The following is a 23,980-nucleotide window of genomic DNA, read 5'->3' on the forward strand; positions in this document are numbered from 1 at the left end:
AACTGAAAAGGCAAACAAAAGGGGCTACGGTATTTCTCCGAACCCCTTAATTTTACTTGGTCGGGGCGAGAGGATTTGAACCTCCGACCCTCTGAACCCCATTCATTATTTGACGTTTTTCACCCTTCATCAAGACATTGCATTTCTATTCAAATCTGCTTGACATTCCTATAATATTAGCCTATATTCCTATTCAAGACATTGCATCATATTTCACCCTTTTTAATGCTCTTTTTGTACCCCGATTTGTACCCCGTTTTTCGGCTAAAGGAGGCATAAATTATGGCACTTACCGATTTGCAGGTCAGAAAAATAACCCCTAAAAGTGAACGTTTTGAACTATTGGACGCAAACGGATTATACATCCGGGTAATGCCGACGGGGGCAAAAACCTGGATGTTTCGCTACAACTTCCACGGCGCTCCACGGCGGCTCACGCTGGGGAGGTATCCCGCTGTTACTTTGGCAGAGGCAAGAGAAAAGCACGCGCACGCTACTCAGGATATTCAGAAAGGTATTGATCCTGGGGCAGTAGCAAAGGAAGAGAAATCAAAGCTAAAGGCAGTTCCCACCATCGAAGAGGCATTGAAAGAATTTTGGGAAAGGGAGCTGAGCAAAAAGAAATCGGGCATAGAGACCCGGCGGATTCTTGAAAAGGACGTCGCAGCGGCCTGGGGGAAGCGACGCGTTACAGAAATCAAGCGTCGGCATATAGTTTTGCTACTTGATGAAATCGAACAACGGGCACCGATTATGCGAAACCGCGTTCACGGCTCATTAACGCGTTTTTTCAATTTCTCTGCCGAGCGTGGTATCATTGATGATTCACCCTGCACCAGAATCCGTAAAGTTTCAGAAAAGGGCCGTAACCGCGTATTGGATGACAATGAAATTAAACTCTTGTGGAAGGCGCTTGACCTTGGAAATAAGGCCGTCGATTTGTACGCCGTCAGTAAGTTGGCCTTAAAAATGATCCTGTTGACCGGCCAGAGACCCGGCGAAGTTTGCGGCATGGCTTGGAATGAAATCAATGGTGATAATTGGGATATACCAGCAGAACGCATGAAGGGGGGAGAACCGCACAGAGTACCCCTAACAGGCATGGCAAAAGAGACTATTGAACAGGCGCGGCCATTTAGCAATAATAGTAAGTATGTTTTCACATCGCCAAGAAGCCCGCTCTATGGCTTCAAAAAGCCCCTGAAAGCAAAACCAAAGGATGATGATTCATCCATGACCTCACATGCCCTCTCAAGGGCAATGGTGCGCCATTGGAAAGATATGGGATTCGAAACAGATGAACGATTCACACCCCATGATTTGCGCAGGACAGTAAGGACACGTTTGGCTGAAATCGGTATAACGGATATTGTCGCGGAGCGCGTCCTGGGGCATAAACTCCAAGGCGTCCTGGGAATATATAACCGGCACAGCTACGACGTAGAGAAGCGCCATGCCCTGAGCCTATGGGAAAAGCGGTTAAGCTTAATCCTGGGGCTTTCTGAACCGATATCAAATGTTATTCCCTTAGAGGTGCACCATGGATAAAGATATTAAGGAAGAGGTAGAAAAAAAGTTTTACACGGAGACAGAAGTTAAAGAAATGCAGGAAAAGCTATTAGAAATTCCCGGTTATTATGATTGTTACCCTTTCACACATCAACAGGCATACGATATTAAAGATATCTTGATGCTAAATAATTTCAAAGAAGAACAGGTTAAACGTTTTATCGTTGAACTTCGAGATTGTTGTGAGGGAGCAGCCTGCTTACTCGATCAACCTGATTACAAGAGTTACAAGAATGATAGGAAATCAATGGTAGCGCTTTTGGAAAAGAGCTATGCCCTGCTAGGTGAGATAAATACGGGCCGATTAATTCGCCAACTTTCCAGCTTTTCAGCATTTGACGAGTATAATCCAGAATACGGAGAATGCCAGGAATTAGCTGTTACCGCAGGGAATCTCTTGAGTATTTTGATACGAAAAATAAAGCGTCTCGATGATTCAATGGGGCAGCGTTTTAAGGGAAGGCCGAACGCTGATAGTAAAGGTATCGTAGCGGAAATGGCAAAGATATGGGAAAGATGTTTTAATAAAAAACCTACAACCTATGTTGACGGTCTTTTTATGCGTGTGGTTAAAATAGCGCTTGAAGGATTGAATCTTTCATACGAATATCCAGAAAGAAAACTTCGTGCCGCCTTAAAAAAAAATAGATGACGAAAAAGGAATAATTATTTCCCTTTCGTAACTTACGCATTTCTATTCATTGCATTATATTGCCTATCAAGGAAACTTGACGGGCATTTTTTTTGAGAGGTGAAGAGGAATGGAAACGCGAATAATAAGAAAACCGGAGCTTTTCAGTAAACTCAGCCTGAGTGACGCCACTATATGGCGGATGGAAAAGGCAGATAAATTCCCTCGACGGATCAACCTGGGTGGAAACTCTGTCGGATGGTTCGTCAATGAGGTTGACGAATGGCTGGCAAAGAAAGCCGCTGACAGAACAGGAAGCCGGGTGCTGGGTATTGGAGGGTAAGCCGATGCCCTCCCCTGTCCTTGACCGCTACGCCGAAACTCTCCGAAACCTCCCTCCTCCAGGGGTTGGTGCAAATTGTCATGGCCGGATAATGGCAGCGGCAAACTATGGCGTCATGGCCGGACTTCCCCCAGAACGGATACACGACGACTTACTGCACGCGATCCCCCCAGGAAAGCGGCGGCTACCAAGTAACGAAATTCCTGATGCAATCAAGCGAGCTTTATCAGATTTCAACGGCGGAAGCTTCATCCCACGACCACGATCAAAGCCCATTGTCCAGGACGGCAAGAAGGCGCTCCAGGGGATCATCGACCAGGGGGAATTTGGCGATGAGGCCGATTTGTGGGAAAGTTCACCCATTCGCATTGACTGGCTACCGGCTGAGGATGTTCACCATGCTTTTTGAGAATGATGATTTGATTTTCATAGGGGAGCGCCACGAACCGGGAATCATGGGTGTAAATATCCGACCCGCTAAGGAATGGCGAGAGCTTTCCATGTCCGGCGCGAAGTTGGGGCCACAATTCTGCATTAATCCTCTCAATGGCATGCCTTCACCAAAAAAGAGCGGTGACGGCACTACTTTGAGAGGCGATGCCAACGTCAAGACTTACAGGTACTGTCTTATTGAGTTTGACGGACTTGACCGGGAATCACAGATTAAATTTTATTCAGCAGTCAAGCTGCCCATTCGGGCGCTCATTGATTCGGGCAACAAGTCAATTCATGCCCTCGTTGACGTGCAGGTACTGGCCAAGGTTGAGACTTTGGAGCAATGGACTACTGAGATCAAGCAGAACCTTTATGAACGGCTGTTGATACCTCTGGGAGTAGACGGCCAATGTAGTAACCCTTCAAGGCTATCACGCCTTCCAGGGCATTACAGAACAGAAAAACAGGCATGGCAGCGACTATTGTGGCTGTCGAAGGACGGACAATATGCCATTGAGTGAATTTGCTGGGCAGGCCATGGGATTGGTAAATGCTTCCAACTGGCTTGAATCCGAACCCGACGAACCGGATCAGATCATTGAGGGCATATTGGACGTAAAGGATAAATTAGCCCTCATAGGATCGTCAAAAATGAGAAAAACCTTCCTCCTGCTCCAGATGCTGCTATGTCTGGCAACCGGAAAGGTGTTTTTAAACTGGAATATTCCAATGCCACGCCGGGTTGTTCATATTCAATATGAAATCCAGTCGAACCACTACCATCGCAGACTAAAGAGGATGTGTATAGCTCTTGGAATCACTGCTGCTGATTTGGGCGACCGCTTCCACATCCTTAATGCCCGTGGACTGAATCTGTCCGGCATAGAAGGAATAGAAAAAATATCCCAGATCGTAAAGCCATACAATCCAGAAATCATATCGTTTGACCCGCTCTACAAAGTCGCTACAGGCTCAGAGAACGCTGCTGAGGATGGGAAAATCATCCTCAATGCCTTCGACGGCTTGACAGAGCAGACCGGCGCTGCTGTCGCCTATGTCCACCACGACGCTAAAGGTTTTAGCGGTGATAGAGACATCCGGGACAGGGGCGCTGGATCAAATGTAATTGGCCGGGACTATGACGCCTGCATCACTATGACCCCGCACGTCTCAGAGACGGACGCGGCAGTTATAGAGGTTATGTTGCGGAATTACCGCCCACAAGAACCATTTACCGCCCTATGGTCTGAGGATGAAGACACCGGGGGCTATAGATTCGACATGAGGGAAGAAATAACACCGACGAAAAAGACCTCTTCAAACGGCAAGACCAAGGATTTACCGGCGCTGGACACATACCTACCTGCTGCCCTTGACCTCGTGAAGGATGCGCCCATGCCGATAGGTCTATTCATGGATACTCTGAGAACTAAAACGGGCCTCACCCATTCCAGATCAGCAATATTCAAAAATTGGGCGATCAGCGGAGGCCATCCCGTGCTTGATACCATTGAGACAAAACGGAGCCGGGGAAAGCATGAAAAATTGATCGGACGAACTGAGGATATTCTCCGGCTGAGAGGTTTAGAATGAATAGAAACAATAGAAATTATGAAAGCAATCATGTTTTTTCTATCATCCCTTACTTTAGAAAACACAACACGCTTATTATAGCGTGTGTGTTTGTTCTAAAGTGGATACCGGGGAGGTAATTCTCTGGGCCACTATATTTAAGAACCCGGATGGTGAGAGGAGATTTATAAAGGTACTCAAAATTTTCTACGGGAGGGGGCATCTTCATCTATAGGGCTTTCATTTTGATGAACCGAATTGGCTATTACACACGCAAAGCCGCAATATTAAGACAGGGGGTCAAATGGTCAAACCGCACTCACAGATGGTCGTATATCTTCAGCACGAGGGGATAGGGGGCATCGACATCTTGACAGCTCCCTGCTTTTTTAAACCCCATGGCTTCGCATTGGCAGAATTTTTCCCCCGTTTGAATATTATTGTTCAATAACCAAACAGGAATAAATAAAGATACGTTTAAACTATAGATAGTTAGGTTAATTTCAGCGTTTGAACAAATGTTCAAAGAATCAAACATGAAAATCAAAGGGAGGGCATCCCCTAAGACGGGCAAAGAGACGACCGGGAGAAAGAGAATTGTTATTCATACCGCAAATATGCCGTTGCTGTCTACATCGCCCAAAATCCGGTAGTGACTCATTTTGGTTTTGGAAAATGTTTCGTGGCAGAGAGGCGGCCATGAAGCTACTTGGTATGGCCTTATTTGTGGTAATTCAATTCTGTGTTTTGGGAAATGCGGAAGCGACCAGCGGTATACGTGGGCTTGAACTCATAGCAAAACCCTGTTTCGTGAGTTTTGCCGAAAATGTCCTCGTACACGATACAGCCATAGCAAAGAATGATGGTTTCGATAAAATTATTTGCCGTTATTCCGGGCGGGGCGGCGTAGCTTCTGTGTCTAATGGGGTACGGTTCGGGATCGGCACTTTTTATAATGCACCCATCGGGGAGATCAATGGGAAGTTCCTTACTAACGTCTTCTCTGGTGGGGTAATTGATTTGCTTAAAACCAATAGTAGAGACTACCTTGCGGAGAATAGCCGGTGTCTTCCCTACATTTTCCACCTCGGCGGTCATGGTGGATTTTTTGAACCCTTCCAGAGTAAAGCCAAATTCTCCCTTGGGCCATTCTACGGATTTAATAGCCAGGTATGCTTGTTCAATAGCCTGAAGAGTTTCAGCGTTTTTATTGGCAGCTTCAGCGGCCTCTTTGGTAGCATCGACGGTATTTCTGAGATGTTTGGCTTGAATAGACATGGCTACGCATTGAGCTACGAATATAAGGGCTTGGATGGCAGCTATGAAGACAAGCCAGCCGGTGAAAGTAGCGATTCGCTCATCGGGAGTTTTTATGCTTGCCTTTGCTTGATTATCCTTGCGGGGGTATTGGCCTATTCCGGTAGTTGGTATGGGGTAAACAGGGGGTGGCTTATTGGCGGCCTGTTGATTGGGTGTAGCCTTCTGACCTTTGCGTTGTGCTTCCTGTGGTGGGGTTGGCTCTTGTGAGAAAGAGTTTACGCTCACAAATGCCGTGAGTATGAGAGTCAGCGTGATTAATTTTTTCATCTACACCCTACAAACAAAGGAGAAGGCTATATGAATATTTCTATTCCTACTTGCCACCAGGAATTAGGCGTAACATCTTCCGTAGGTCGGAAGGATCGCCGTCATCGGAAAATACAGAGACGATCCGCAGCGCGTCTTGAAGCCCATCGCCGATTAATCCTTGATATTCGCCAGATGAGATTTGAGATTCAAGGATTTCCTTTGCGCGTTGCAAGGATCTTTGGTCAGTTACGGAAAGTAGCGCACAGAGAAGAAAATGATGGGCCTGAACTTGAGTAGCAATAACTTTTTGAGTTTCAAATAATTCGCGTCCAAGTTTAGATTCCACAATGCTCCTTGCGTATAAATAATTACGGTAAAATCAGAAAAATGAAACGGTATGTTTGGCAACGGTGAAAACTGTACGCTTTTTATTGGGGATTTCAAGATAAATTCGTGGTATTGAAATCCATCTCTCAAAGGGGGTGGATTATGAAAGTTTTCAATACCGTTACTGGCATTACGGGGATTGCGTCGTTTATTTTCTTATTATTTCCTGATTCCTTGAGTGAGGTTTTGAAATTGGGGACCACCAGATTAATAGTGCTATGCATTTTCATTATTTGCGCAACAACTCTTATTCATTCACTGATAGCGTTTATAATCATGCGTGTCAAATCATCAAGTGGGTCAGTAATGGCCAAGAAAACCCCCGTTGAGATAATCAGAAGGCCAGAAGGACATCACTATTTTGTTCAGGATGGTATATGCCGACACATTCCCGATCCTCCGACGTATGAGTATCTTGGAATGTTTTTGGGGTTTACGTGGCTAGACGCCAGGACAATGCTATTTGATGATATAAAAAAGAAATATTCAATCGGGGAACCATTACCAAGCATTGAATCATTCTTTCCCAAATAGGATTCCTACCCGATTAATTTTACAATTTCTTCCAGTGTCCACACATGATCCGCAATCCCCGCTTCCATGGCGAGAGTAACCCTCAGCGTCTTGCATGCAGAAAACCGTTGAAATTGAATCGATCCCATTACGCCTTGCCAGGTGCATAGCAATATCACCCCTGTGCCGATGAAGAGACGACCGAAAGAAGGAAAATCGATCCTGGGGCAAATATGTTCTTGCAATTCCGGCATTGGATTTTCCCCTGTGTCCAAAATCATCTTGACGCACAAAATCATTCTCCATATAGTTGGGTCGCAAAAAACATTGCTTTATCAATTCTGTTCAAGCTCATGCTCTTAAATTTTGGATAAGTGAAACTCGGAAGCAGGAAAAAGAGGGCAAGATTTATTTGCGAAAGGCGGTCAATTAATGTTCGGGATTGGAATCCCAGAATTAATCGTCATGATGATAATTGGCGGCATTTTCTACTATTTTAAATATCATCGGGGCGGAAGAGAGATATCTAATAATGTCCATCCAATAAAAACCAACAAATTGTTAGGGTTGGAATATGTACCCATCAATAGCGACCGACAACCATCCTACGTTCCAAGATCAACGGTTATAAAAGGAGACAGGCCCATGGATGTTGACAAATATAACCCGCTAATTCGCAAGCATGCGAAGCCGGAAATTGACAGGTTTTTGGATGTCAAGAGTAAGACGCGAATCATTATTTTTGATGTTGAAACAAATGGGCTTTATGTAGGATGCAGCGTCTTGTCCTGTTCAGCTATCAAATATGAAATTGATCCGAATACTTATGAGATGACAAAGATCGACCATTTTAACCGATACTATTATCCGGTTGAAGAATATGATCCACAAGCTATCGCAGTCAATAGACTGACAAGGGAGATGATCACGCAAAAACGAGGAGATTGCACCTATCCTGTTCATTTTTGCATGGATTCTGCTTTTGAAACATTTTGTAGCGAAACAGAAAGATTTGTTGCCCACAACATCCCCTTTGATACAAAGTTTATCCCGTTCATGGGAGGGAAGAAGAAATTTTGTACCATGATGACCAACATGAACATTGTGGCAGTTGAATTTCTTGGATGGAAAAACGAATGGAAATGGCCAAAGCTGTCAGAAACAGCGATTCATTATGGTTGCCCACTTAATGAAAGTGATCTGCATAACAGCATGTACGACGCGGAAATAACGTCATATATCTTTTCAAAGATGCTTGAAACTGTTAAGAATGACTGCAATGGCGTAGCCGCTGAAATTGACGACTTTCCTCCAGAGTTTGATAGTCATTATAATTTTACTTGGCAATTAAGAAATGTCAATGAAAGCTTAGCATTACAATGCAAAGTAGGGGAAGTTCTAAATTTAACCAGGGAGAGTAAAGCAGGTAATGATGTGGGTGTGGTAACCAAATCCGGCGAACATCTTGGAGATATAGAACTTTCTGATCTACAATACTATGGTTTAATTTTTGATATCGACCATGGAGCTAAGGTTTCGGCTAAGATAAAACAAATCTTTACCAAAAACACAAAAATAGAATCCATAAACATAAAAGTTTCTATTGGGTATGTGGACAGGGAGGAACAAAACACATTATTTTCAATAGACAGGAATGCAAAAGAAATTATAACCAAAGCAAAAACCCTGGAAAAAACAAATCATGAGGCAGCTATATCTTTGTACAGGAAAGCAACAGGAATGCTAAACGGAATTGATCATCAATGTGAAAAACATTTCTCAACGTGGCGAGCACAGAAGTTTCCGATTAACAGATTGTCACTCTTACTGGAAAGAGAACGACGATATCAAGAATGTCTTGAAGAAATTGAGGCTTATGGAAGAGTGGTTGATAAAGTAGGACTTTACGCGGGAGAAAAAGAGATTTTAGAAAAGCGAAAAGAGAGGATGTTGAAAGCAATTAAGGAATATCCCGCCAATTTAAAGATGATCGTAGCTAAGCACAGAGACGATAATGAAATAGAACCACCTCAAGACGTCATTATAGTAAACGAATATCAAGAGGATTCCGATTTTCAGCAATTCCTTAAAGCCGGAAGCGGTTTTATTTTCACTGTAGATGGGCCTCAAGGGGGCACATATGTAGGCATGTCTGTCAACCTCTGGATACCCAAAGTCAAGAATCCAGAAGAAGTTTATATCTATCCCCGGAATGGCCCGTCCTGCCTTGGTACTATACCCTCAACACACCCTGACTCCTTCGGTTTGAGCATTGTCAATCATTTATTGGCTGGCATGAGTTACGATGCGAGAATAGTAGAACGCGCTGATAATACATGCAAAATAAAGTGTAGATTAATTTCAAAAGAGGAAAACGAATTTAGAAAAGAAGAATATAAAACATCTCTCATAAAAGAATTTAAAAAACCTTACACTCCCAAGAAACCTATAATACTCATGCTTGCGGCAAAGAAGAAAAAAGCTGCGAAAGTAGGCGACAAGCTGATAATTGAATTTGTGGATTTAGATTCATTTGGTCTTTATCCGAAATTTTACTGGCCATGGCATATCAAATTCCTCAATCAAGCCGGTGTCACTGTAGGCATATTCGCTGATGATAGAAGCATCATTCAGAGAATCCTTAAAGCTCACTTAAATTCATATCTTTTTGATATTGAAGTCTTAGAAATAGCAAATGAACGTAGCAGTGCTTGGGAGGGTTACCTTACCAAACTGCTTATCACGCCCTTCAAAATCAAATAATGAACCGAAATCTTGAATTATGTTCCCAGGAGAACAGAGCGTTGAAAGTTACTTACAGGCAACCAAGCGATGAGTGCAGCGTTCAAGAAGGCAAGGCGCGTCATGAGGGCAAGGATGATCGAATGCCATGATTGTAATGACTATGCAACAGAGCTTCATCCATCATCACAATAGAAGTACCCAACTGCATCGCCAGCCCCTGCTTTTCGACGCAAAATAGCTGAAATATTTCTTGACAAACCAAAACAGCGCCCATAGACTCCCAACGTCGAAAAGGAAGTTCTTATCAATTGATTATAATTTTAAGGAGCTGAATTTAAATGAATATTTCAGATGATGCAAAGAATTTACTGCGATTTATGTGTGAGCATGGTGGTGCAATATCGAGTAGTGATATTGGTATTTGGAGCTGGCCTGGCGAAACAAAATGGAGGGAATGTAATAATCATAGAGAAAAAGCAAAAAATGATGATGTTATTGATGAATTAAAGAAAAATAAGTTTATTAAAAGTAAAAAACTTGCACGTGAACGTCTTACAAAATTTGAACGTGAGATGGGAATGACTGGTGATAGTGGAAAAGGTTATGAGATAACATCGACAGGCTATGACTACAATGATGAAATAAATAAGTAAGTTAAAGTATGTTATGGAATGCTTGAACTACCCAAAACGCCCATCTACCTATCAATTAACTGGTTAAGGCTCCACCCCCATGATCACCCGTCTTCATCCCAATGAAAGACTCAGGCTGCTTTCACCGGAGCAGCTTGCAAGACATGCCCAGCATCCCGGCACACCCCGTAAAGAGCCACGGGGAGTGCCTAAGCGCGGAGCAAGCGCCAAGAGCGTCCCAGTCCCCGCCCCACGACTTCGGCCTGCCGGTGGTGCGTTGGCAGACCTACGCGAGGGGCTTAGCGCGGTGCAAGCACCATCAGAAAAACCCGCCAGTTGCCCGCCACACCCAGCAAAAAGCCGCCGGGAGTGGCTACGAGAGTGCCGACGCGAACAGCCCCCGATGCCCCGCCCCACGACTCCGCCCGCCGGAAAAAGCACCCGGCGACCTACGCGAGGGGCTATGTGCGGTGCCAGCGGTTCATTTCCCCATGGCCCGGCACACCCGGTATACAGCCACCGGGAGTGCCTTGTGCGGTGTCGAACGGTCGCTATCCCCCCATTGCCCGCCACACCCAGCAAAAAGCCGCCGGGAGTGGCTACTCGGGTGCCGAATGCTCGGTCGCTTCGCGCAGCAACAATCTCCCCACACCCCGAAAGTAACCTCGGGGAGTGGGGGCGCGGATGCCGCTTGCACAGAAGGACAACAGCATGTTAGCGGTGGCTTGTCACCCCTTCACCTGGACAAACAGCCGTCAAGGTAAAGCGGTCACAATCCACACCCGAAACCGGCCAGGATAAAATCAGAACGAGAATGCAAACAGCGCATACTCGCCCTGATTTCACCCTGTCCTGCCTTATTCCAAAAGCATTCAAAAAGACAATCAGAAGCCCCTCACTCCGATGCACACTTATTCCAGTGCCGCCAATTAAAAGACTAATCAGATGGGCGCGCGAAGTTTATGGCCTGCTATCTATTCGCCACGCCTCATAACGCTATATTATGTAATCGCGCCGAAAAGCCCGCTTCTTACATAATAGGCGTTATGCGGCATGTTTTTTTGTCATGTCGCTTGCAATGATCATTCAGCGGTTAATTACTTCCCGGCAGCAATCGCCACGCCAAAAAAATGCGCTCACTATTTTACAGGCCACTTTTTTAAAGGATGCGCCCCCGATTATCCCCCCAACCCCCGAGGGGGAATTTAAAAAGGTCATCAGTTACGCTACGCGCCGATTTGTCCGCTTCACTCCGCAGAAACCGCCCCGCTCAATTCCGCTCTATCCCCCCGCCTCCCTCCCATCCGCCCCCATGGGGGCTCCCCATCTCTGGCGCCGGGCGGCGCCCTCCTCCCCACGCCCTTCGCTACGCTCGCCCGGCGCCTTACTCATTTCATTCACATCAACAGAGATGAGGGATATTTTCCAGTGCTTAAAGCTCCACGGTCAAAGTCGCCAGGCTCCAACCAGGGCAAAAAACCGCCCTGTTTTCCACTGCTGGCTTTGTTCGCCCACTCCGCTCAACAAGTCGGCGTAATTCCGGCGCACTATTCCCAGAAATAGGTAGTGTCTCAGTTTGAAATTGATTTTTTGTGAGTCATTTGTTGACTCGCAAAGTAATTCAGTTTAGTTCTCAGAAAGGTCAATATTTGACTTTTCTGAATTTCTAATTTAATTAACTTTTGATTAATGCCGATACAAAGAATACCAACAATCTGGCGCAATAGTTAATTATAGATTAACTATTTGCTTGTAAAGCAATTAAGAGTGTGTTAGTAAATCCATCAATGGATGATCTTACCAAGAAAGAAATAAGTGATATTATTCAGGAAACTTTGGAATACGGGTATGTAATCCCATCAAAGCATGCAAAAGATCAAATGTTAAAGCGTAGTTATTCAATTACAGATGTCAGGTACATTTTAAAAAACGGCAAGATCATAAAAGAAGAATTATATAACAATCAGAGATGTTATACTTTTAAGGGTAATGATTTAGAAGGGCATCCAGGTGAGGTGGTAATTTCATTAAATGCCGGCGCAAGAAAGATGGTTATCATTACCGTTAAGGGAGGGGTAAAATGAAAAAATGTTGGGTTTGTGAAAAAGATTTAGAAGTCATAAAAGATCAACCATATCAATATAAAGAAAGTGGCTTAGACAATGTATATTTGCATGGGATAATTCAATACAAATGTCATAATTGTGGAGAAGAAGCGCCGGAAATACCAAATCTTAAAGAACTACACTTGCTTATTGGTAAATCAATTATATGCAATAATGAGTATTTGTCCTCCCAAGAGATTATATATCTACGAAAAGAACTTGGCTTAAAAGGCAAAGAGATGGCAGAACTTCTATCAGTAACCCCTCAAGAATATTCTAAATGGGAAAATTCAAAAGATATTATTTCTTCTGGATGCGATAAACATTTACGATTGCTTTATATTTTGAATGCAGATTTTGAAACAGGCAAAGTATTGCATAGTGGACTTAGATTTATGAAACAAATGTCATTCGCAAAAAAAGCAATTTATAGAAGTGTGGACAAAAGAATCGCACTAAGTGTGTCTGAGTGGATTAAGCCAGAAGCCCCTTTATTTAGAGAAGACTGCTTCGCTAATTGAATAGTAATAGAATAATTTCTTCCAACGTCCACACATGATCCGTTACCGTTGCTTCGATTGCCGGTGTTACCCTTAAAGTCTTATGCAGCCTGGAAAAGTTGTAGTGCATAAAGTATAAGGCTACAGAAAAATATAGATTTTCAACCATCTTGCTAAATCCATTAGTTAGCCTTGTAAACCGGCGCAAAGACATACGCATGGTAAGGTTTCATAATATGCCTATGATTATTATGGCTAACCTCCAAGCATTACCAAAGACCCTGGCTATTTTGGCCGGGGTTTTTTATGGGCCGAAAATCCAAAAGTGGTAAAGGAGCGATTCTGAGACGGTGGATCTTCTGATTGATGGGCCGGTGTGAGAGCATCCGCCCTTTTTATAAAATATTTTCCGTCTATAAGGTATTAAATCTTGTACCCCGATTTGTACCCCGGCGATTTTTACAACAAAAAAGGGGTACAAATTACTTTGTAACCCCTTGATTTTAATGGTCGGGGCGAGAGGATTTGAACCTCCGACCCTCTGAACCCCATTCAGATACGCTACCAAACTGCGCTACGCCCCGACTTTTATAGTGGCGGTCATTATCACCATAGGCCGGGCATGTCAAGGTCAATCGTCTCAACGAAAAACAACTTGAAATTTCGGCGGAATTAAATTAAACTGACGGGAATGTTTATTACGACTTCATATAGCATAGGTACAAAGCTGGGTTGGCGAAGCTTATTTCTCGTGAGATTGCAGATGGCAGGAGAAAAAATCAGAGTATTAATTTTGTTGATATTTATCGGTCTTGCTCTTCCCCAGGTTTCATCGGCGGATATTTACAAATACGTTGATGAGGAGGGGGTGCTCCATCTTACCAACGTTCCAACGGAAATTAACGCCAAGTATGTATTGGTGCTGCGAGAGAAGCCTGTCCACTTCATGGTAGGCACTGATATAACCAAATACGATCATCTTATCAACCGGGCGGCAGATAAATACAAGGTAGATCCATCGCTGATCAAGGCCGTCATCAAGGCCGAATCCAACTTCAATCATCAGGCCGTTTCCCCCGTCGGCGCGCGCGGCCTGATGCAACTCATGCCCACCACAGCCACTTACCTGCAGGTCGCAGATTCTTTTCATCCGGAGAACAACATTGAAGGGGGCGTGCGTTACCTCCGTTATCTTTTAAACCTTTACCACGGAAACCTGCCCCTTGCTTTATCCGCCTACAATGCGGGAGAAGGCGCTGTAAGCCGTTATAACAACCAGATGCCACCCTATCGGGAAACCCAGGATTACGTCAAGCGGGTCATGAGCTATTACAATCGGTATCTTGCCGACAGGAAATAACGATACTGTCCCTCAAGGCAAAGCAAAGAAATATTTCTTTAATTTATCGAATTTTTTCTCTTTAATACCGCTAAGTTCCTGCAATTCTTCCAGGCTTTGAAAACTTCCCTTTGCCTCCCGGAGGGCGATGATTTGCATCGCAGTTTTCTCGCCAATGCCGGGGACAAGGACCAGGTCTTCAAAGCCGGCCTTATTAATATCCACGGGCAAGTCCAGCGCCAGGGACTGCGCCGCACTCATTTTACCTATGTGGGGACACCTTTCCAAAAAAGGTGTCCCCAAGGCAGGCGCAATACTGGTCAGATAAACTTCATCACCAGTCTGCAGCCTGCGAGAGCCCATGCCTCCTTCGAACTCCGGTGGAATTGTCGTCCGTATCGCCGTCATAAGGTCGGAGATCGTTGCCCCCGGCGCCATGAAGTACACGCCTCGCTCTTGTCCATTCAAGTTCAAGGCAATCGTCAGCATTCCCTTTTCTCTCTTGCTGAACGGCTCGGCCTGGGTAGCCGAAGATCCCCCCACGGGCATCAGAATATTGATGACATAGAGCAATACCGCCAGGGCAACCATGACGGCCAGACCATCCGCCTGTTGGCTCGTAAGTTCCAGTTGCTCTTTGTATTTCAGATCACCCATAGGGATAGATCGGCCAAAAAAATCAAGTTTTTTTGTCCAGGCCAAAGGCGTTGTGGAGAACAGTAACGGCCAGCTCTGTGTATTTGGCCCTGACCACGCAAGATATCTTGATCTCGGACGTGCTGATCATCAAAATATTTATGCCCTCCGCAGCCAGAACGGAAAACATCCGGGCCGCAACGCCGGAGTGACTGATCATGCCCACACCGATAATTGACACTTTAGCCACGTCCTCATCTACCTCCAACCGGTCCGCACCGATTTCCTTAACCACCGCCTCTACTATACGGCGGGCTTCCTGGATATCTTTCCGGGAAACCGTAAAGGTCAAATCGGTACACCCATCAACGCTCGCATTCTGGATGATCATGTCCACGACGATGTTGTGCTCGGAAAGCGGCATAAACAAATGCGCCGCCACACCAGGTCGGTCGGGAACGCGGACTACGGTAATCTTCGCCTGGTCGCGATCGTAGGTTACTCCGGATACTACTTCCTTTTCCATCTCCCTATCCTCCTTGGTCACCAAAGTTCCACCCTCGTCAGTAAAAGAGGATTTTACATAAACGGGCACCGAATATTTTTTCGCCAACTCCACCGAACGGGGCTGGAGCACCTTGGCCCCCGCCCTGGCCATCTCCAGCATTTCATCGTAAGAGATTTTATCTAAGCGGCGGGCGTTGCTGCAGATATTGGGATCGGTGGTATAGACGCCATCAACATCAGTATAAATATCGCATACATCCGCCCCCAGCGCCGCTGCCAGTGCCACGGCACTCGTGTCGGAGCCGCCCCGCCCCAAGGTGGTAATATTATTTTCATCATCCACACCCTGAAATCCCGCAACTACAACGATAACACCCTTTTTAAGCTCACTTTCGATTAATTCCTTATCCACACTCACGATCCGGGCCTTCGTGTAGGCCTGATCAGTGCGAATCTTGACCTGAAAACCCAGCAGGGACCGGGCCTGATAGCCCATCTTACGCAACACTATTGCCAGCAGGGTTACTGTAACCTGCTCCCCGGTGGAAATAAGCGAATCGTATTCCATTTTATCCGGATTGCCCGCCCCCGCCTTCTGGGCAAGCTGGATAAGGCGATCCGTTTCGCCCGCCATGGCCGAAAGAACGACCACAAGTTCATGACCGGCTTTTTTCGCGCGTATTACCTTCTCCGCCACCTTCTCAATCTTTTCCAGATTGGCCACCGAGGTGCCGCCATATTTTTGCACAACTATTGACATCCGCTATCAACCTCCTTCTTTTAGTTTTTCTGCCTTATATCAGTTTAACTCCGCTCTATCAAAAGCCGATTTATTTCCTTCCGGTTACGGGAAATGACAATTCTGCGCCTGTTTTCATCAATATAGGTGAGGAAAATGAAAAATGCGCCGGCCGGCAAAACCTCCTTGATCTTTTCAGCCCATTCCATTACGACAACGCTACGATCGTTAAAACAGTCTTCATATCCTATCTCGTCAAGATCCCGCACGCCTGACAGACGGTACAGGTCAAGATGATAAAGAGTGAGTCGGCCCGGATATTCATTGATGATCGTAAAGGTGGGGCTGGTAACCCGGTACTCCTCCGGGACCCCCAAACCCCTGGCGATTCCCTGGGTCAGGCAGGTTTTTCCCGCCCCCAATTCTCCGCAAAGGGCCAGCACGTCACCAGGTTGCAGGTTTTCACCCAAAAACTTTCCGAAATCATAGGTCTGCTGCGGGTCATCAGAAATCCAGGTAGAATCATCCATGGAAAATGCGCAACAAGTTTGCGTCGCTTCAAGCATGGGGAGGCCCAGCCTTTTCCAGAATCACCACGGCGGTTGCGGCATGCCGCGTATGAGACAGGCTTAAGTGCGTCGCCGACACCCTGAGGCGACGCAACATGCCTTTCGCCCTGCCCCGCAGTCTGACTTCCGGTTTTCCGCGTTGATCGCTCACGACTTCAATCTCCTGTAACGAAAGCCCCATGCCCAAGCCTATGCCCAGGGACTTAAGCAAGGACTCTTTGGCCGCAAACCGGGCCGCAAAATGCATCGCCGGCAGCGCCCGGTTATGGCAATAAGCGATTTCACCGGGAGTAAAAACCCGCTCCACAAAGCGATTGCCCCATCTGGCGATGATGCCCGCCATCCGCTGGACCTCCACAATATCTATTCCTGTGCCGTAAATCATAATAACCCCATGCCCGGAGTGGGCTCAAGGAAGTATGAAAATCCCCCCTTAACCCCCCTTTAGTAAAGGGGGGGATGGGAGGATTTTCATATAAATCAGTTACTCATGATCGCATCGGTCATGGCGGCGACTTTTTTCATGGCGGCCACGTCATGTACCCTGATGACGGCGCTGCCGTTTATAATGGCCACCGCCACTGCCGCCGCCGTCCCTTCCACGCGATCCCGGGCCTCGCCGCCCGTCACGGAGCCGATAAAAGATTTGCGCGACACACCTGTCAGGATGGGCCGTCCGAGAACCTGGAAGCGGGCCAGGTGCTTCAAAATCCGCATGTTATCTACCGCCGTTTTTCCGAATCCGATACCGGGATCGAGCATCGTCCTGTCTCTTTCCACACCACCGTCAAGGGCGTTTTGCAGTCTGGCGCGCAGAAAATTGCTGATGTCTTCGATAAGGGATGGATAATAAAGAGAACCTTTCTGCATGTCTTTCGGCATGCCCCGCATATGCATGAGGATCAGCCCGGCGCCGGTTGCCGCCGCAACTGTCAACATTTGCCGATCAAATCTCAACGCACTTACATCATTGATTATTTCCGCACCGTGGGCCACAGCTTCCTTGGCCACCAAAGCTTTCATCGTATCAACGGAGATGGGTACGTCCAGCCTGGCCGCGAGTTTCTCAATGACTGGTATTACCCTGCCCAGCTCTTCCTCCGGCGACACGGACTTCGAATCAGGACGCGTGGACTCGCCGCCGATATCCAGCATATCCGCACCGGCTTCGACTAAGCGCTCACCCTCCGCAACTGCTGCCGCAAGTGTGGAAAAGCAACCGCCGTCAGAAAAGGAATCCGGGGTAACATTCAGGATCCCCATGATCAAGGTGCGCTCCCCGCAGATTATTTCCCTCCGGCAGGTTTTGAAAATAATTTTGTCTGTTACGTTCAAGCTAATTGCTCACGACCGGGGCATCCGCCGTCGCTGCCACCGCTTCCGCCGGTAGATCCACCGGGGCAGGGGAGGGCGGCTTTAAGCCGATGAGGGCATCGAGTTCCGGCATGTTCAAGACTTCCTTTTCCAGCAGCTCAGCGGCGATGCGGTGCAATATCTCCATGTGTTCGGACAATATCTCGAGCGCTTTTTCGTAACTATCGGTGACGATGCCCGTAACTTCCTCGTCAATCTTCACCGCCGTATCTTCGCTGTAATCCTTGTGCGTCGCTATTTCCCGGCCCAGGAAGATTTGTTCTTCTTTTTTGCCGTAACTGAGCGGCCCCATTCGGTCGCTCATGCCCCATTCGCAGACCATTTTCCGGGCCAGGTTGGTGGCTCTTTCGATGTCATTGCCGGCGCCGGTGGTAAATTCATGCATGACTAATTTCTCCGCCGCCCGACCGCCCAGGAGGATAGTAATGTTACTCAGCAGAAATTGGCGGTTATAGGTGTGCTTTTCGTCAATGGGCAGTTGTTGTGTCAAACCAAGCGCCCGGCCGCGCGGAATGATGGTTACTTTGTGGATCGGATCCGTACCGGGCAGCAATCTGGCCACCAGGGCATGTCCCGATTCGTGATAGGCCGTATTACGCTTTTCTTCATCACTGATGACCATGCTCTTTCTTTCACTGCCCATCAGTACCTTGTCTTTGGCAAATTCGAAATCGCTCATGCTGACCAAATCCTTGCCTGTCCGGGCGGCGTAAAGAGCAGCCTCGTTAACGAGGTTTTCTATATCCGCGCCCGAAGATCCCGGCGTGCCACGGGCAATGACGGCAAGGTCCACATCAGGGGCCAAAGGCGTCTTCTGGGTATGGACGATGAATATTTTCTCCCGGCCCCTGACATCGGGCAGGGGAACGATCACCTGACGGTCAAAACGGCCCGGTCTCAACAGTGCCGGGTCCAGCACGTCCGGACGGTTGGTAGCGGAGACCAGGATTACGCCTTCGTTAGATTCAAAACCATCCATCTCCACCAGCAGCTGATTCAGGGTCTGCTCCCGTTCGTCATGTCCGCCGCCGAGGCCGGCGCCCCGGTGCCTGCCCACCGCATCAATTTCATCTATGAAGATGATGCAGGGCGCATTCTTTTTCGCCTGGGTGAAAAGGTCCCTGACGCGCGAGGCGCCGACACCTACGAACATCTCCACAAAGTCGGACCCGCTGATGCTGAAAAACGGGACATCTGCCTCGCCGGCGATGGCTCTCGCCAGAAGGGTCTTGCCGGTGCCAGGCGAACCAACGAGCAGCAAACCCTTCGGAATCCTGCCCCCCAGCCGGGTAAATTTTTTCGGATCTTTTAAAAAATCAATAACCTCCTGTAGTTCCGACTTTGCCTCGTCAATCCCGGCCACGTCGGCAAAGGTTATTTTTTTGGACTTGTCTGTTTGCAGTCTGGCCCTGCTTTTTCCGAAGGCCATGGCCTTGCCGCCGCCGGACTGCATCTGGCGCATGAAGAAAATCCAGACGCCGATTAGCAGGATCATGGGAAACCACGATACGAGCACGGTCATAAACCAGGGAGAATCATCCAGTGGCTTGGCAACGATGCGCACCCCTTTTTCTTTCAGCAGCGGTATTAGCTCCGGATCTTGCGGAGCAAAGGTTTTAAAACTCTTTCCCGTGCCCAGCTTACCCGTAATGTTTTCCCCCTGGATGATAACTTCCTGCACCTGTCCCTTATCAACATAGCTTATGAAATCACTGAATATTACATTTTCATGAACGGCCTTGGGCTGATTAAAAAGGTGGTACGCGAAGATAAAGATAAGACTTACGACCAGCCAAAGAGCAACATTTTTTTGCAGCGGATTCAATCTGACTCTCCTAACAAGTTAATCATGGGCAGTTAATCAAGGGCTGATGCCCCTGTTTCTTTCTCCTTACATTAAGCACGCCGTATTTTCAAATAATTTCTACTTTGAGCACCTGTCGTGTTTTTTCCGTAACGCCTACCCGGGAGCTTATCCGCAGGCCGGGAACCCATATTACCGATTGCTGATCAGCCAGCAGGGGCAACAGGTGCCTCCCCGCACGAGGCACCTTTTCATCAATGAAAAGTGCTTTTAGTTTTTTCTTGCCCGTCATACCCAGCGGTTGCAGCCAGTCCCCGGGAATTACATTCCTGATGACTAAAGGCGGGCTCATCGCTCCGTAATCCAGATAGGCTAAACGGGCTCCCGGCGTGGAAATAAGGGCTTGGCCGGGCTTGTCGGCAAATTGAAAGCTGATGGACAGGCCCGCCTCCTTCACCTCTACCCGCCCCGGTATATCTACGGGATAACAATAATTGAGATTTCCCGCTATCCGTCTGCCGGCGGGAAAGTCAGGCCGGTCTGCCAGGCGCGAAAAAATCATGGTATGGTATTCACGCCGCAGCAGGACGCCGCCCGGAAGATCCAGACTGGCGCTGCCGTGAGATCCACGCGCCAAAGCAAGGGCAGCCGAGACATGTTTATAGCCGATGCCCTGGCCTGACCGGGACGTCCTGGCCAATAAATTTTTTATTACCCGTTGCTGGAGGGCGGCGTGCAACTTGAGAAACTCCGTAAGCGGCAGTCTCCTGTCCCCATCCGGGCCGGAAATACTCCAGCGGCAGAGCCATTCTTCAACTTCCGTCGCCAGGTAGTCGTCATCGAGACGCATGATTTCGGCCGTACGGGACAGATTCTCCTCAACCCGCCGATTAAAGCCCTCTTTCAGGAGGGGGAGGAGGTGGTGCCTGATTCTGTTGCGGAGATAACAATCATGGGCATTGGAACTGTCGGTCGTGAATGAAAGCCCCATCTCTTCAAGAAAAGCAAAAATTTCTTTTTTCGTGACTTGCAGCAAGGGCCGAATGATCAGTCCTTCCCGCACCGGCAGCATTCCCCTTAAACCCTCAGCGCCACTGCCTCTGAGGAGATTCATAAGTACCGTCTCGGCCTGATCCTGGAGATGATGTCCCAGGGCAATTTTGGTGGCCTGGCAATCGTCCGCGACTTTTTTCAGGAAGGCGTACCGCTGCTCGCGGCATAGCTCCTCCAGTGATTTCCCCGGTTCCTTTAAGGCGGCAATGTCTATTTTCCCGCCTACGTATTCCACGCCCATACTCTGGCTCAACGAGCGGACAAAATCTTCCTCCCCGTCTGCCTCGGCGCCTCTCAGGCCATGATTCAGATGGGCGACAACGAGGGAGAGCTTATATTCGGCGGCGATCAAGGTAAGCGCCTTCAACAGGGCCACCGAGTCGGGGCCGCCGGAAACTGCCGCTATTAACCGCTCCCCCCGCTCCAGCATGGCGTGGTGCGCAATTGTCTTTCGTACTTTATTCAACATAAGCAAATCAACAAAACATGGTCTTAACATCCACCAGGTGCTCGCAGGTAAAATCCGGTTGCAGAGCCAGCAGGACTTCTCTGGGGGTAAAGCCGTTCAGCAGGCCGCATGATTTGATGCCGGCGTTCCTGGCCAATTGTAAATCGGCAATTCCGTCCCCGAAAATGATAGCCTGGTGTGGCTCAACGTGGAAGCGCGCCAGGACGGGCAGCAAGATCCGGGCATCGGGCTTCATGAAAGGAGTGGTTCCCATACCGATAATATCGTCAAACCGAACGGTAAGAGAAAATCCATCGGTAATCTTCCGGGTCATATTTTCACGTTTGTTCGTAATGATCATCTTCTTTTTGTGGCTGAAGAAATCCAGGACATCGGTCACGCCGGAATAAAGAGCTGCATTATCCAGGAGATGTGCTTCGTAATAGGCAATGAAGATGGCCAGCGCCTCGGCATAGCGATCTTGATGCTTCGATCCTATCAAGCGCTCCACAAGCTTGTCCGTCCCATCACCCACCAGGCGGATTACTTCTTTATCATCCATGATCGGCAGGTCAAGAGCCTGGCGCGTGAAATTAACGGCGGCAATGATGTCGGCGGACGTGTCAACCAACGTCCCATCCAGGTCAAAAATCATCAGATCAAACATTTGCATGGTTTTATCACTTTCTCATGTTCGTTGTTTTGAGCACCGTATAATGACTGTTCCATCAAAAGTCGTCAAGTTGAATTTGTATTGACGCTATCACAGTCATTGTGTTAGGTTTTTCTACAAGAGAGGACAATTACCGATGCCGGATCAATTCCATCAGAGAGATTCAGTCGCCATCCTTGGTCTGGGTAAGGTCGGAACCGCAGTTGGTCATCTGCTCCGGTCCGCCGGTTACGAAATCGTGGCTGTCGCCGGCCGATCAACTGCCAAACTAAATCAGGGCATCGCGTATACGGGAGGCCAAGCCTTTACGGACTTCTCCGCGGCTGCCTCCCGAGCGGATTGCATCTTGATCACCACCAGTGATGATGCCATTGCCTCCGTATGTGATGAAATTTGTCAAAGAGGCGCCATTCATCCCGGTAAAAAAGTAATCCACATGAGCGGCGCGGGTGGCCTTGACCTCCTTTCTCCCGCCGCCAGGGCCGGGGCGCATATCGCCAGCATCCATCCGTTACAATCCTTTGCCAGCGTGGAAGGGGCGATAAACAGCATACCCGGCAGCACCTTCGGCATCACGGCCGACAAAGAAATCCAGCGCTGGGCCGAGCAGATGGTGTGCGACCTGCGCGGCAACCCTTTTACCATCGCGGATGAAGATAAACCGCTTTACCATGCCGCCGCTTGTCTGGCCTCGAATTCTTTGACCACACTGATCCACAACGTGGAAGGAATTTATCAATCACTGGGTATGACCCCGACCGAGGCTTTGCGGGCTTTCTGGCCCCTGGTTCAGGGGACCATGCAGAACATTGAAAACAACGGCACCGTGCAGGCCTTGACCGGTCCCATATCCCGCGGCGATGCCGGCACCGTAGCCAAGCATCTGGCGGCCATGCAAAAAAGCTTCCCCACACTATTGCCGCTCTATTGCGCACTGGGCAAAGAAACGATATCGCTGGGGCTGAAAAAGAAGACCCTGAATCCGGATAAGGCGGAAATAATCAATAAATTACTGGAAGGAGAGGCTGGCCATGACGGAAAAAAAAATTACCACAGCGGTAATTCGTGAGAGGAAGATAAAAGGCGCCAAGATTACCATGCTGACGGCCTATGACTATGCCACGGCGATGGTGTTGGATAATGCAGGGGTGGATATTATCCTCGTCGGAGACTCCCTCGGCATGGTCGTCCTCGGTTATGAAAGCACCCTCCCGGTCACCATGGAGGAGATGCTGCACCACACCAAGGCTGCCTCCCGCGGAACAAGGCGTGCGATGCTGATCGCCGATATGCCATTTCTGTCCTATCAGGTATCCGACACAGAGGCGATGCTAAATGCCGGCCGCTTTCTCAAAGAAGCAGGCGCACAGGGGGTAAAGCTTGAAGGCGGCAGAGAAATGGCAGGGTTAATTAGAAAAATGACCGCCGTCGGCATACCGGTCATGGCCCACCTGGGCCTGACGCCACAGTCGGTGCTGCAGTTCGGGGGCCATAAAATCCAGGGCAAGGAAGATGCCGCCGCCAACAGAATAATGGAAGACGCCCGGATGATAGAAGACGCCGGCGCTTTTTCAGTGGTGCTGGAATGTGTCCCGGCGCCCCTGGCCGCTAAGATAACCAAGGCCCTAAGCATACCCACGATCGGCATCGGGGCGGGTGTCGAATGCGACGGCCAGGTACTGGTCATCAACGACATGTTGGGCATGTTCGAAAGGTTCACCCCCAAATTTGTCAAAAAGTACTGCAACCTCAATGCCCAGATGAAAGATGCCGTCCGGCAATATATTGACGAAGTCAAAAGCGGCAAGTTCCCCGACGAGGAACATTCATATTAATC

The 23,980-nt window shown here is 48.0% G+C and carries 26 protein-coding genes and 1 tRNA gene; 15 read left to right on the forward strand and 12 right to left on the reverse strand.

Annotation, left to right across the window (positions count from 1 at the left end; translation table 11 throughout):
- Nucleotides 1-282: 282 nt before the first annotated feature.
- The 6 genes from NT140_01310 to NT140_01335 all read left to right on the forward strand — a co-directional run bounded on the left by NT140_01310 (nucleotide 283) and on the right by NT140_01335 (nucleotide 4,571).
- The gene (locus NT140_01310) at nucleotides 283-1,548 is read left to right on the forward strand and encodes a site-specific integrase (GenBank protein MCX5830529.1); all 1,266 of its coding nucleotides are present in this window, start codon (nucleotides 283-285) and stop codon (nucleotides 1,546-1,548) included.
- Nucleotides 1,541-2,221, forward strand: a complete 681-nt coding sequence (locus NT140_01315) for a hypothetical protein (GenBank protein MCX5830530.1) — start codon at nucleotides 1,541-1,543, stop codon at nucleotides 2,219-2,221. The genes NT140_01310 and NT140_01315 overlap by 8 nt, the downstream gene beginning before the upstream one ends.
- Nucleotides 2,222-2,330: 109 nt before the next feature.
- Nucleotides 2,331-2,543: an AlpA family phage regulatory protein gene (locus tag NT140_01320; GenBank protein ID MCX5830531.1), complete on the forward strand. Its 213-nt coding sequence runs from the start codon at nucleotides 2,331-2,333 to the stop codon at nucleotides 2,541-2,543.
- Nucleotides 2,544-2,547: 4 nt separating this feature from the next.
- Nucleotides 2,548-2,952 carry a hypothetical protein gene (locus tag NT140_01325; protein ID MCX5830532.1) on the forward strand — a complete coding sequence of 135 codons (405 nt, stop codon included), beginning with the start codon at nucleotides 2,548-2,550 and terminating at the stop codon, nucleotides 2,950-2,952.
- Nucleotides 2,942-3,499: a hypothetical protein gene (locus tag NT140_01330; protein MCX5830533.1), complete on the forward strand. Its 558-nt coding sequence runs from the start codon at nucleotides 2,942-2,944 to the stop codon at nucleotides 3,497-3,499. The genes NT140_01325 and NT140_01330 overlap by 11 nt, the downstream gene beginning before the upstream one ends.
- Entirely contained in the window at nucleotides 3,486-4,571 is a 1,086-nt protein-coding gene (locus tag NT140_01335; GenBank protein MCX5830534.1) for an AAA family ATPase, read from the forward strand. Before NT140_01330 ends, NT140_01335 begins: the two co-directional genes overlap by 14 nt.
- A 699-nt stretch (nucleotides 4,572-5,270) precedes the next feature.
- Here the strand turns inward: NT140_01335 and NT140_01340 are convergent.
- Together NT140_01340 and NT140_01345 are read right to left on the reverse strand one after the other, a co-directional pair.
- Nucleotides 5,271-6,137: a hypothetical protein gene (locus NT140_01340; protein ID MCX5830535.1), complete on the reverse strand. Its 867-nt coding sequence runs from the start codon at nucleotides 6,135-6,137 to the stop codon at nucleotides 5,271-5,273.
- Nucleotides 6,138-6,183: 46 nt separating this feature from the next.
- Nucleotides 6,184-6,465 (reverse strand): hypothetical protein, encoded by a 282-nt coding sequence (locus NT140_01345; GenBank protein MCX5830536.1) that lies wholly within the window; start codon nucleotides 6,463-6,465, stop codon nucleotides 6,184-6,186.
- A gap of 143 nt (nucleotides 6,466-6,608) precedes the next feature.
- On the opposite strand from NT140_01345, the gene NT140_01350 reads away from it, so the two are divergent.
- Complete coding sequence (locus tag NT140_01350; protein ID MCX5830537.1) at nucleotides 6,609-7,040, forward strand: hypothetical protein; 432 nt, start codon at nucleotides 6,609-6,611, stop codon at nucleotides 7,038-7,040.
- 5 nt (nucleotides 7,041-7,045) lie between these two features.
- Here the strand turns inward: NT140_01350 and NT140_01355 are convergent, their stop codons facing one another.
- Complete coding sequence (locus NT140_01355) at nucleotides 7,046-7,273, reverse strand: hypothetical protein (protein MCX5830538.1); 228 nt, start codon at nucleotides 7,271-7,273, stop codon at nucleotides 7,046-7,048.
- Nucleotides 7,274-7,451: 178 nt separating this feature from the next.
- On the opposite strand from NT140_01355, the gene NT140_01360 reads away from it, so the two are divergent.
- The 5 genes from NT140_01360 (at nucleotide 7,452) to NT140_01380 (ending at nucleotide 13,022) form a co-directional block, all read left to right on the forward strand.
- Complete coding sequence (locus NT140_01360; GenBank protein ID MCX5830539.1) at nucleotides 7,452-9,782, forward strand: 3'-5' exonuclease; 2,331 nt, start codon at nucleotides 7,452-7,454, stop codon at nucleotides 9,780-9,782.
- Nucleotides 9,783-10,102: 320 nt separating this feature from the next.
- Nucleotides 10,103-10,417 carry a hypothetical protein gene (locus NT140_01365; protein ID MCX5830540.1) on the forward strand — a complete coding sequence of 105 codons (315 nt, stop codon included), beginning with the start codon at nucleotides 10,103-10,105 and terminating at the stop codon, nucleotides 10,415-10,417.
- Between the two features lie 134 nt (nucleotides 10,418-10,551).
- A complete protein-coding gene (locus NT140_01370; protein MCX5830541.1) occupies nucleotides 10,552-11,160 on the forward strand; it encodes a hypothetical protein in 609 nt (202 codons plus the stop codon).
- A 1,023-nt stretch (nucleotides 11,161-12,183) separates the two neighbouring features.
- Complete coding sequence (locus tag NT140_01375) at nucleotides 12,184-12,480, forward strand: DUF4258 domain-containing protein (protein ID MCX5830542.1); 297 nt, start codon at nucleotides 12,184-12,186, stop codon at nucleotides 12,478-12,480.
- Complete coding sequence (locus NT140_01380) at nucleotides 12,477-13,022, forward strand: helix-turn-helix domain-containing protein (protein ID MCX5830543.1); 546 nt, start codon at nucleotides 12,477-12,479, stop codon at nucleotides 13,020-13,022. The genes NT140_01375 and NT140_01380 overlap by 4 nt, the downstream gene beginning before the upstream one ends.
- 486 nt (nucleotides 13,023-13,508) lie before the next feature.
- Here NT140_01380 and NT140_01385 read toward each other — a convergent pair.
- Nucleotides 13,509-13,585 (reverse strand) — tRNA-Pro (locus NT140_01385).
- 179 nt (nucleotides 13,586-13,764) lie between these two features.
- On the opposite strand from NT140_01385, the gene NT140_01390 reads away from it, so the two are divergent.
- Nucleotides 13,765-14,361, forward strand: coding sequence for a lytic transglycosylase domain-containing protein (locus NT140_01390; protein ID MCX5830544.1), 597 nt, complete (start codon nucleotides 13,765-13,767; stop codon nucleotides 14,359-14,361).
- Nucleotides 14,362-14,373: 12 nt separating this feature from the next.
- Here the strand turns inward: NT140_01390 and NT140_01395 are convergent, their stop codons facing one another.
- The 8 genes from NT140_01395 to NT140_01430 form a co-directional block, all read right to left on the reverse strand.
- Nucleotides 14,374-14,997, reverse strand: coding sequence for a helix-hairpin-helix domain-containing protein (locus NT140_01395; GenBank protein MCX5830545.1), 624 nt, complete (start codon nucleotides 14,995-14,997; stop codon nucleotides 14,374-14,376).
- A gap of 22 nt (nucleotides 14,998-15,019) precedes the next feature.
- Nucleotides 15,020-16,243 carry an aspartate kinase gene (locus tag NT140_01400; protein ID MCX5830546.1) on the reverse strand — a complete coding sequence of 408 codons (1,224 nt, stop codon included), beginning with the start codon at nucleotides 16,241-16,243 and terminating at the stop codon, nucleotides 15,020-15,022.
- Nucleotides 16,244-16,287: 44 nt separating this feature from the next.
- Entirely contained in the window at nucleotides 16,288-16,788 is a 501-nt protein-coding gene (tsaE, locus tag NT140_01405) for a tRNA (adenosine(37)-N6)-threonylcarbamoyltransferase complex ATPase subunit type 1 TsaE (protein ID MCX5830547.1), read from the reverse strand.
- Complete coding sequence (gene acpS, locus NT140_01410; protein ID MCX5830548.1) at nucleotides 16,781-17,176, reverse strand: holo-ACP synthase; 396 nt, start codon at nucleotides 17,174-17,176, stop codon at nucleotides 16,781-16,783. Before acpS ends, tsaE begins: the two co-directional genes overlap by 8 nt.
- A gap of 95 nt (nucleotides 17,177-17,271) precedes the next feature.
- On the reverse strand, nucleotides 17,272-18,126 hold the full coding sequence (gene folP / locus NT140_01415; GenBank protein MCX5830549.1) for a dihydropteroate synthase: 855 nt from the start codon (nucleotides 18,124-18,126) through the stop codon (nucleotides 17,272-17,274).
- A gap of 1 nt (nucleotide 18,127) precedes the next feature.
- On the reverse strand, nucleotides 18,128-19,990 hold the full coding sequence (gene ftsH, locus NT140_01420) for an ATP-dependent zinc metalloprotease FtsH (protein MCX5830550.1): 1,863 nt from the start codon (nucleotides 19,988-19,990) through the stop codon (nucleotides 18,128-18,130).
- A gap of 88 nt (nucleotides 19,991-20,078) precedes the next feature.
- Nucleotides 20,079-21,491 (reverse strand): tRNA lysidine(34) synthetase TilS, encoded by a 1,413-nt coding sequence (gene tilS / locus NT140_01425; GenBank protein ID MCX5830551.1) that lies wholly within the window; start codon nucleotides 21,489-21,491, stop codon nucleotides 20,079-20,081.
- A gap of 7 nt (nucleotides 21,492-21,498) precedes the next feature.
- Nucleotides 21,499-22,143: an HAD-IA family hydrolase gene (locus NT140_01430; GenBank protein ID MCX5830552.1), complete on the reverse strand. Its 645-nt coding sequence runs from the start codon at nucleotides 22,141-22,143 to the stop codon at nucleotides 21,499-21,501.
- A 136-nt stretch (nucleotides 22,144-22,279) separates the two neighbouring features.
- Here NT140_01430 and NT140_01435 point away from each other — a divergent pair, with 136 nt between their 5' ends.
- Together NT140_01435 and panB are read left to right on the forward strand one after the other, a co-directional pair.
- Nucleotides 22,280-23,212 (forward strand): DUF2520 domain-containing protein, encoded by a 933-nt coding sequence (locus NT140_01435; protein MCX5830553.1) that lies wholly within the window; start codon nucleotides 22,280-22,282, stop codon nucleotides 23,210-23,212.
- On the forward strand, nucleotides 23,175-23,978 hold the full coding sequence (gene panB, locus NT140_01440; protein MCX5830554.1) for a 3-methyl-2-oxobutanoate hydroxymethyltransferase: 804 nt from the start codon (nucleotides 23,175-23,177) through the stop codon (nucleotides 23,976-23,978). The genes NT140_01435 and panB overlap by 38 nt, the downstream gene beginning before the upstream one ends.
- Nucleotides 23,979-23,980 lie beyond the last annotated feature (2 nt).

This window comes from Deltaproteobacteria bacterium, from assembly GCA_026388415.1.
Lineage (GTDB): Bacteria > Desulfobacterota > Syntrophia > Syntrophales > JACQWR01 > JAPLJV01.

Excerpts from the sequence above, each read along its gene's own strand:
- NT140_01310 (MCX5830529.1), top strand. The coding sequence starts at position 283 with ATGGCACTTACCGATTTGCAGGTCAGAAAAATAACCCCTAAAAGTGAA.
- NT140_01315 (MCX5830530.1), top strand. The coding sequence starts at position 1,541 with ATGGATAAAGATATTAAGGAAGAGGTAGAAAAAAAGTTTTACACGGAG.
- NT140_01320 (MCX5830531.1), top strand. The coding sequence starts at position 2,331 with ATGGAAACGCGAATAATAAGAAAACCGGAGCTTTTCAGTAAACTCAGC.
- NT140_01325 (MCX5830532.1), top strand. The coding sequence starts at position 2,548 with ATGCCCTCCCCTGTCCTTGACCGCTACGCCGAAACTCTCCGAAACCTC.
- NT140_01330 (MCX5830533.1), top strand. The coding sequence starts at position 2,942 with ATGCTTTTTGAGAATGATGATTTGATTTTCATAGGGGAGCGCCACGAA.
- NT140_01335 (MCX5830534.1), top strand. The coding sequence starts at position 3,486 with ATGCCATTGAGTGAATTTGCTGGGCAGGCCATGGGATTGGTAAATGCT.
- NT140_01340 (MCX5830535.1), bottom strand. The coding sequence starts at position 6,137 with ATGAAAAAATTAATCACGCTGACTCTCATACTCACGGCATTTGTGAGC.
- NT140_01350 (MCX5830537.1), top strand. The coding sequence starts at position 6,609 with ATGAAAGTTTTCAATACCGTTACTGGCATTACGGGGATTGCGTCGTTT.
- NT140_01355 (MCX5830538.1), bottom strand. The coding sequence starts at position 7,273 with ATGCCGGAATTGCAAGAACATATTTGCCCCAGGATCGATTTTCCTTCT.
- NT140_01360 (MCX5830539.1), top strand. The coding sequence starts at position 7,452 with ATGTTCGGGATTGGAATCCCAGAATTAATCGTCATGATGATAATTGGC.
- NT140_01365 (MCX5830540.1), top strand. The coding sequence starts at position 10,103 with ATGAATATTTCAGATGATGCAAAGAATTTACTGCGATTTATGTGTGAG.
- NT140_01375 (MCX5830542.1), top strand. The coding sequence starts at position 12,184 with ATGGATGATCTTACCAAGAAAGAAATAAGTGATATTATTCAGGAAACT.
- NT140_01380 (MCX5830543.1), top strand. The coding sequence starts at position 12,477 with ATGAAAAAATGTTGGGTTTGTGAAAAAGATTTAGAAGTCATAAAAGAT.
- NT140_01390 (MCX5830544.1), top strand. The coding sequence starts at position 13,765 with ATGGCAGGAGAAAAAATCAGAGTATTAATTTTGTTGATATTTATCGGT.
- NT140_01395 (MCX5830545.1), bottom strand. The coding sequence starts at position 14,997 with ATGGGTGATCTGAAATACAAAGAGCAACTGGAACTTACGAGCCAACAG.
- NT140_01400 (MCX5830546.1), bottom strand. The coding sequence starts at position 16,243 with ATGTCAATAGTTGTGCAAAAATATGGCGGCACCTCGGTGGCCAATCTG.
- tsaE (MCX5830547.1), bottom strand. The coding sequence starts at position 16,788 with ATGCTTGAAGCGACGCAAACTTGTTGCGCATTTTCCATGGATGATTCT.
- acpS (MCX5830548.1), bottom strand. The coding sequence starts at position 17,176 with ATGATTTACGGCACAGGAATAGATATTGTGGAGGTCCAGCGGATGGCG.
- tilS (MCX5830551.1), bottom strand. The coding sequence starts at position 21,491 with ATGTTGAATAAAGTACGAAAGACAATTGCGCACCACGCCATGCTGGAG.
- NT140_01430 (MCX5830552.1), bottom strand. The coding sequence starts at position 22,143 with ATGCAAATGTTTGATCTGATGATTTTTGACCTGGATGGGACGTTGGTT.
- NT140_01435 (MCX5830553.1), top strand. The coding sequence starts at position 22,280 with ATGCCGGATCAATTCCATCAGAGAGATTCAGTCGCCATCCTTGGTCTG.
- panB (MCX5830554.1), top strand. The coding sequence starts at position 23,175 with ATGACGGAAAAAAAAATTACCACAGCGGTAATTCGTGAGAGGAAGATA.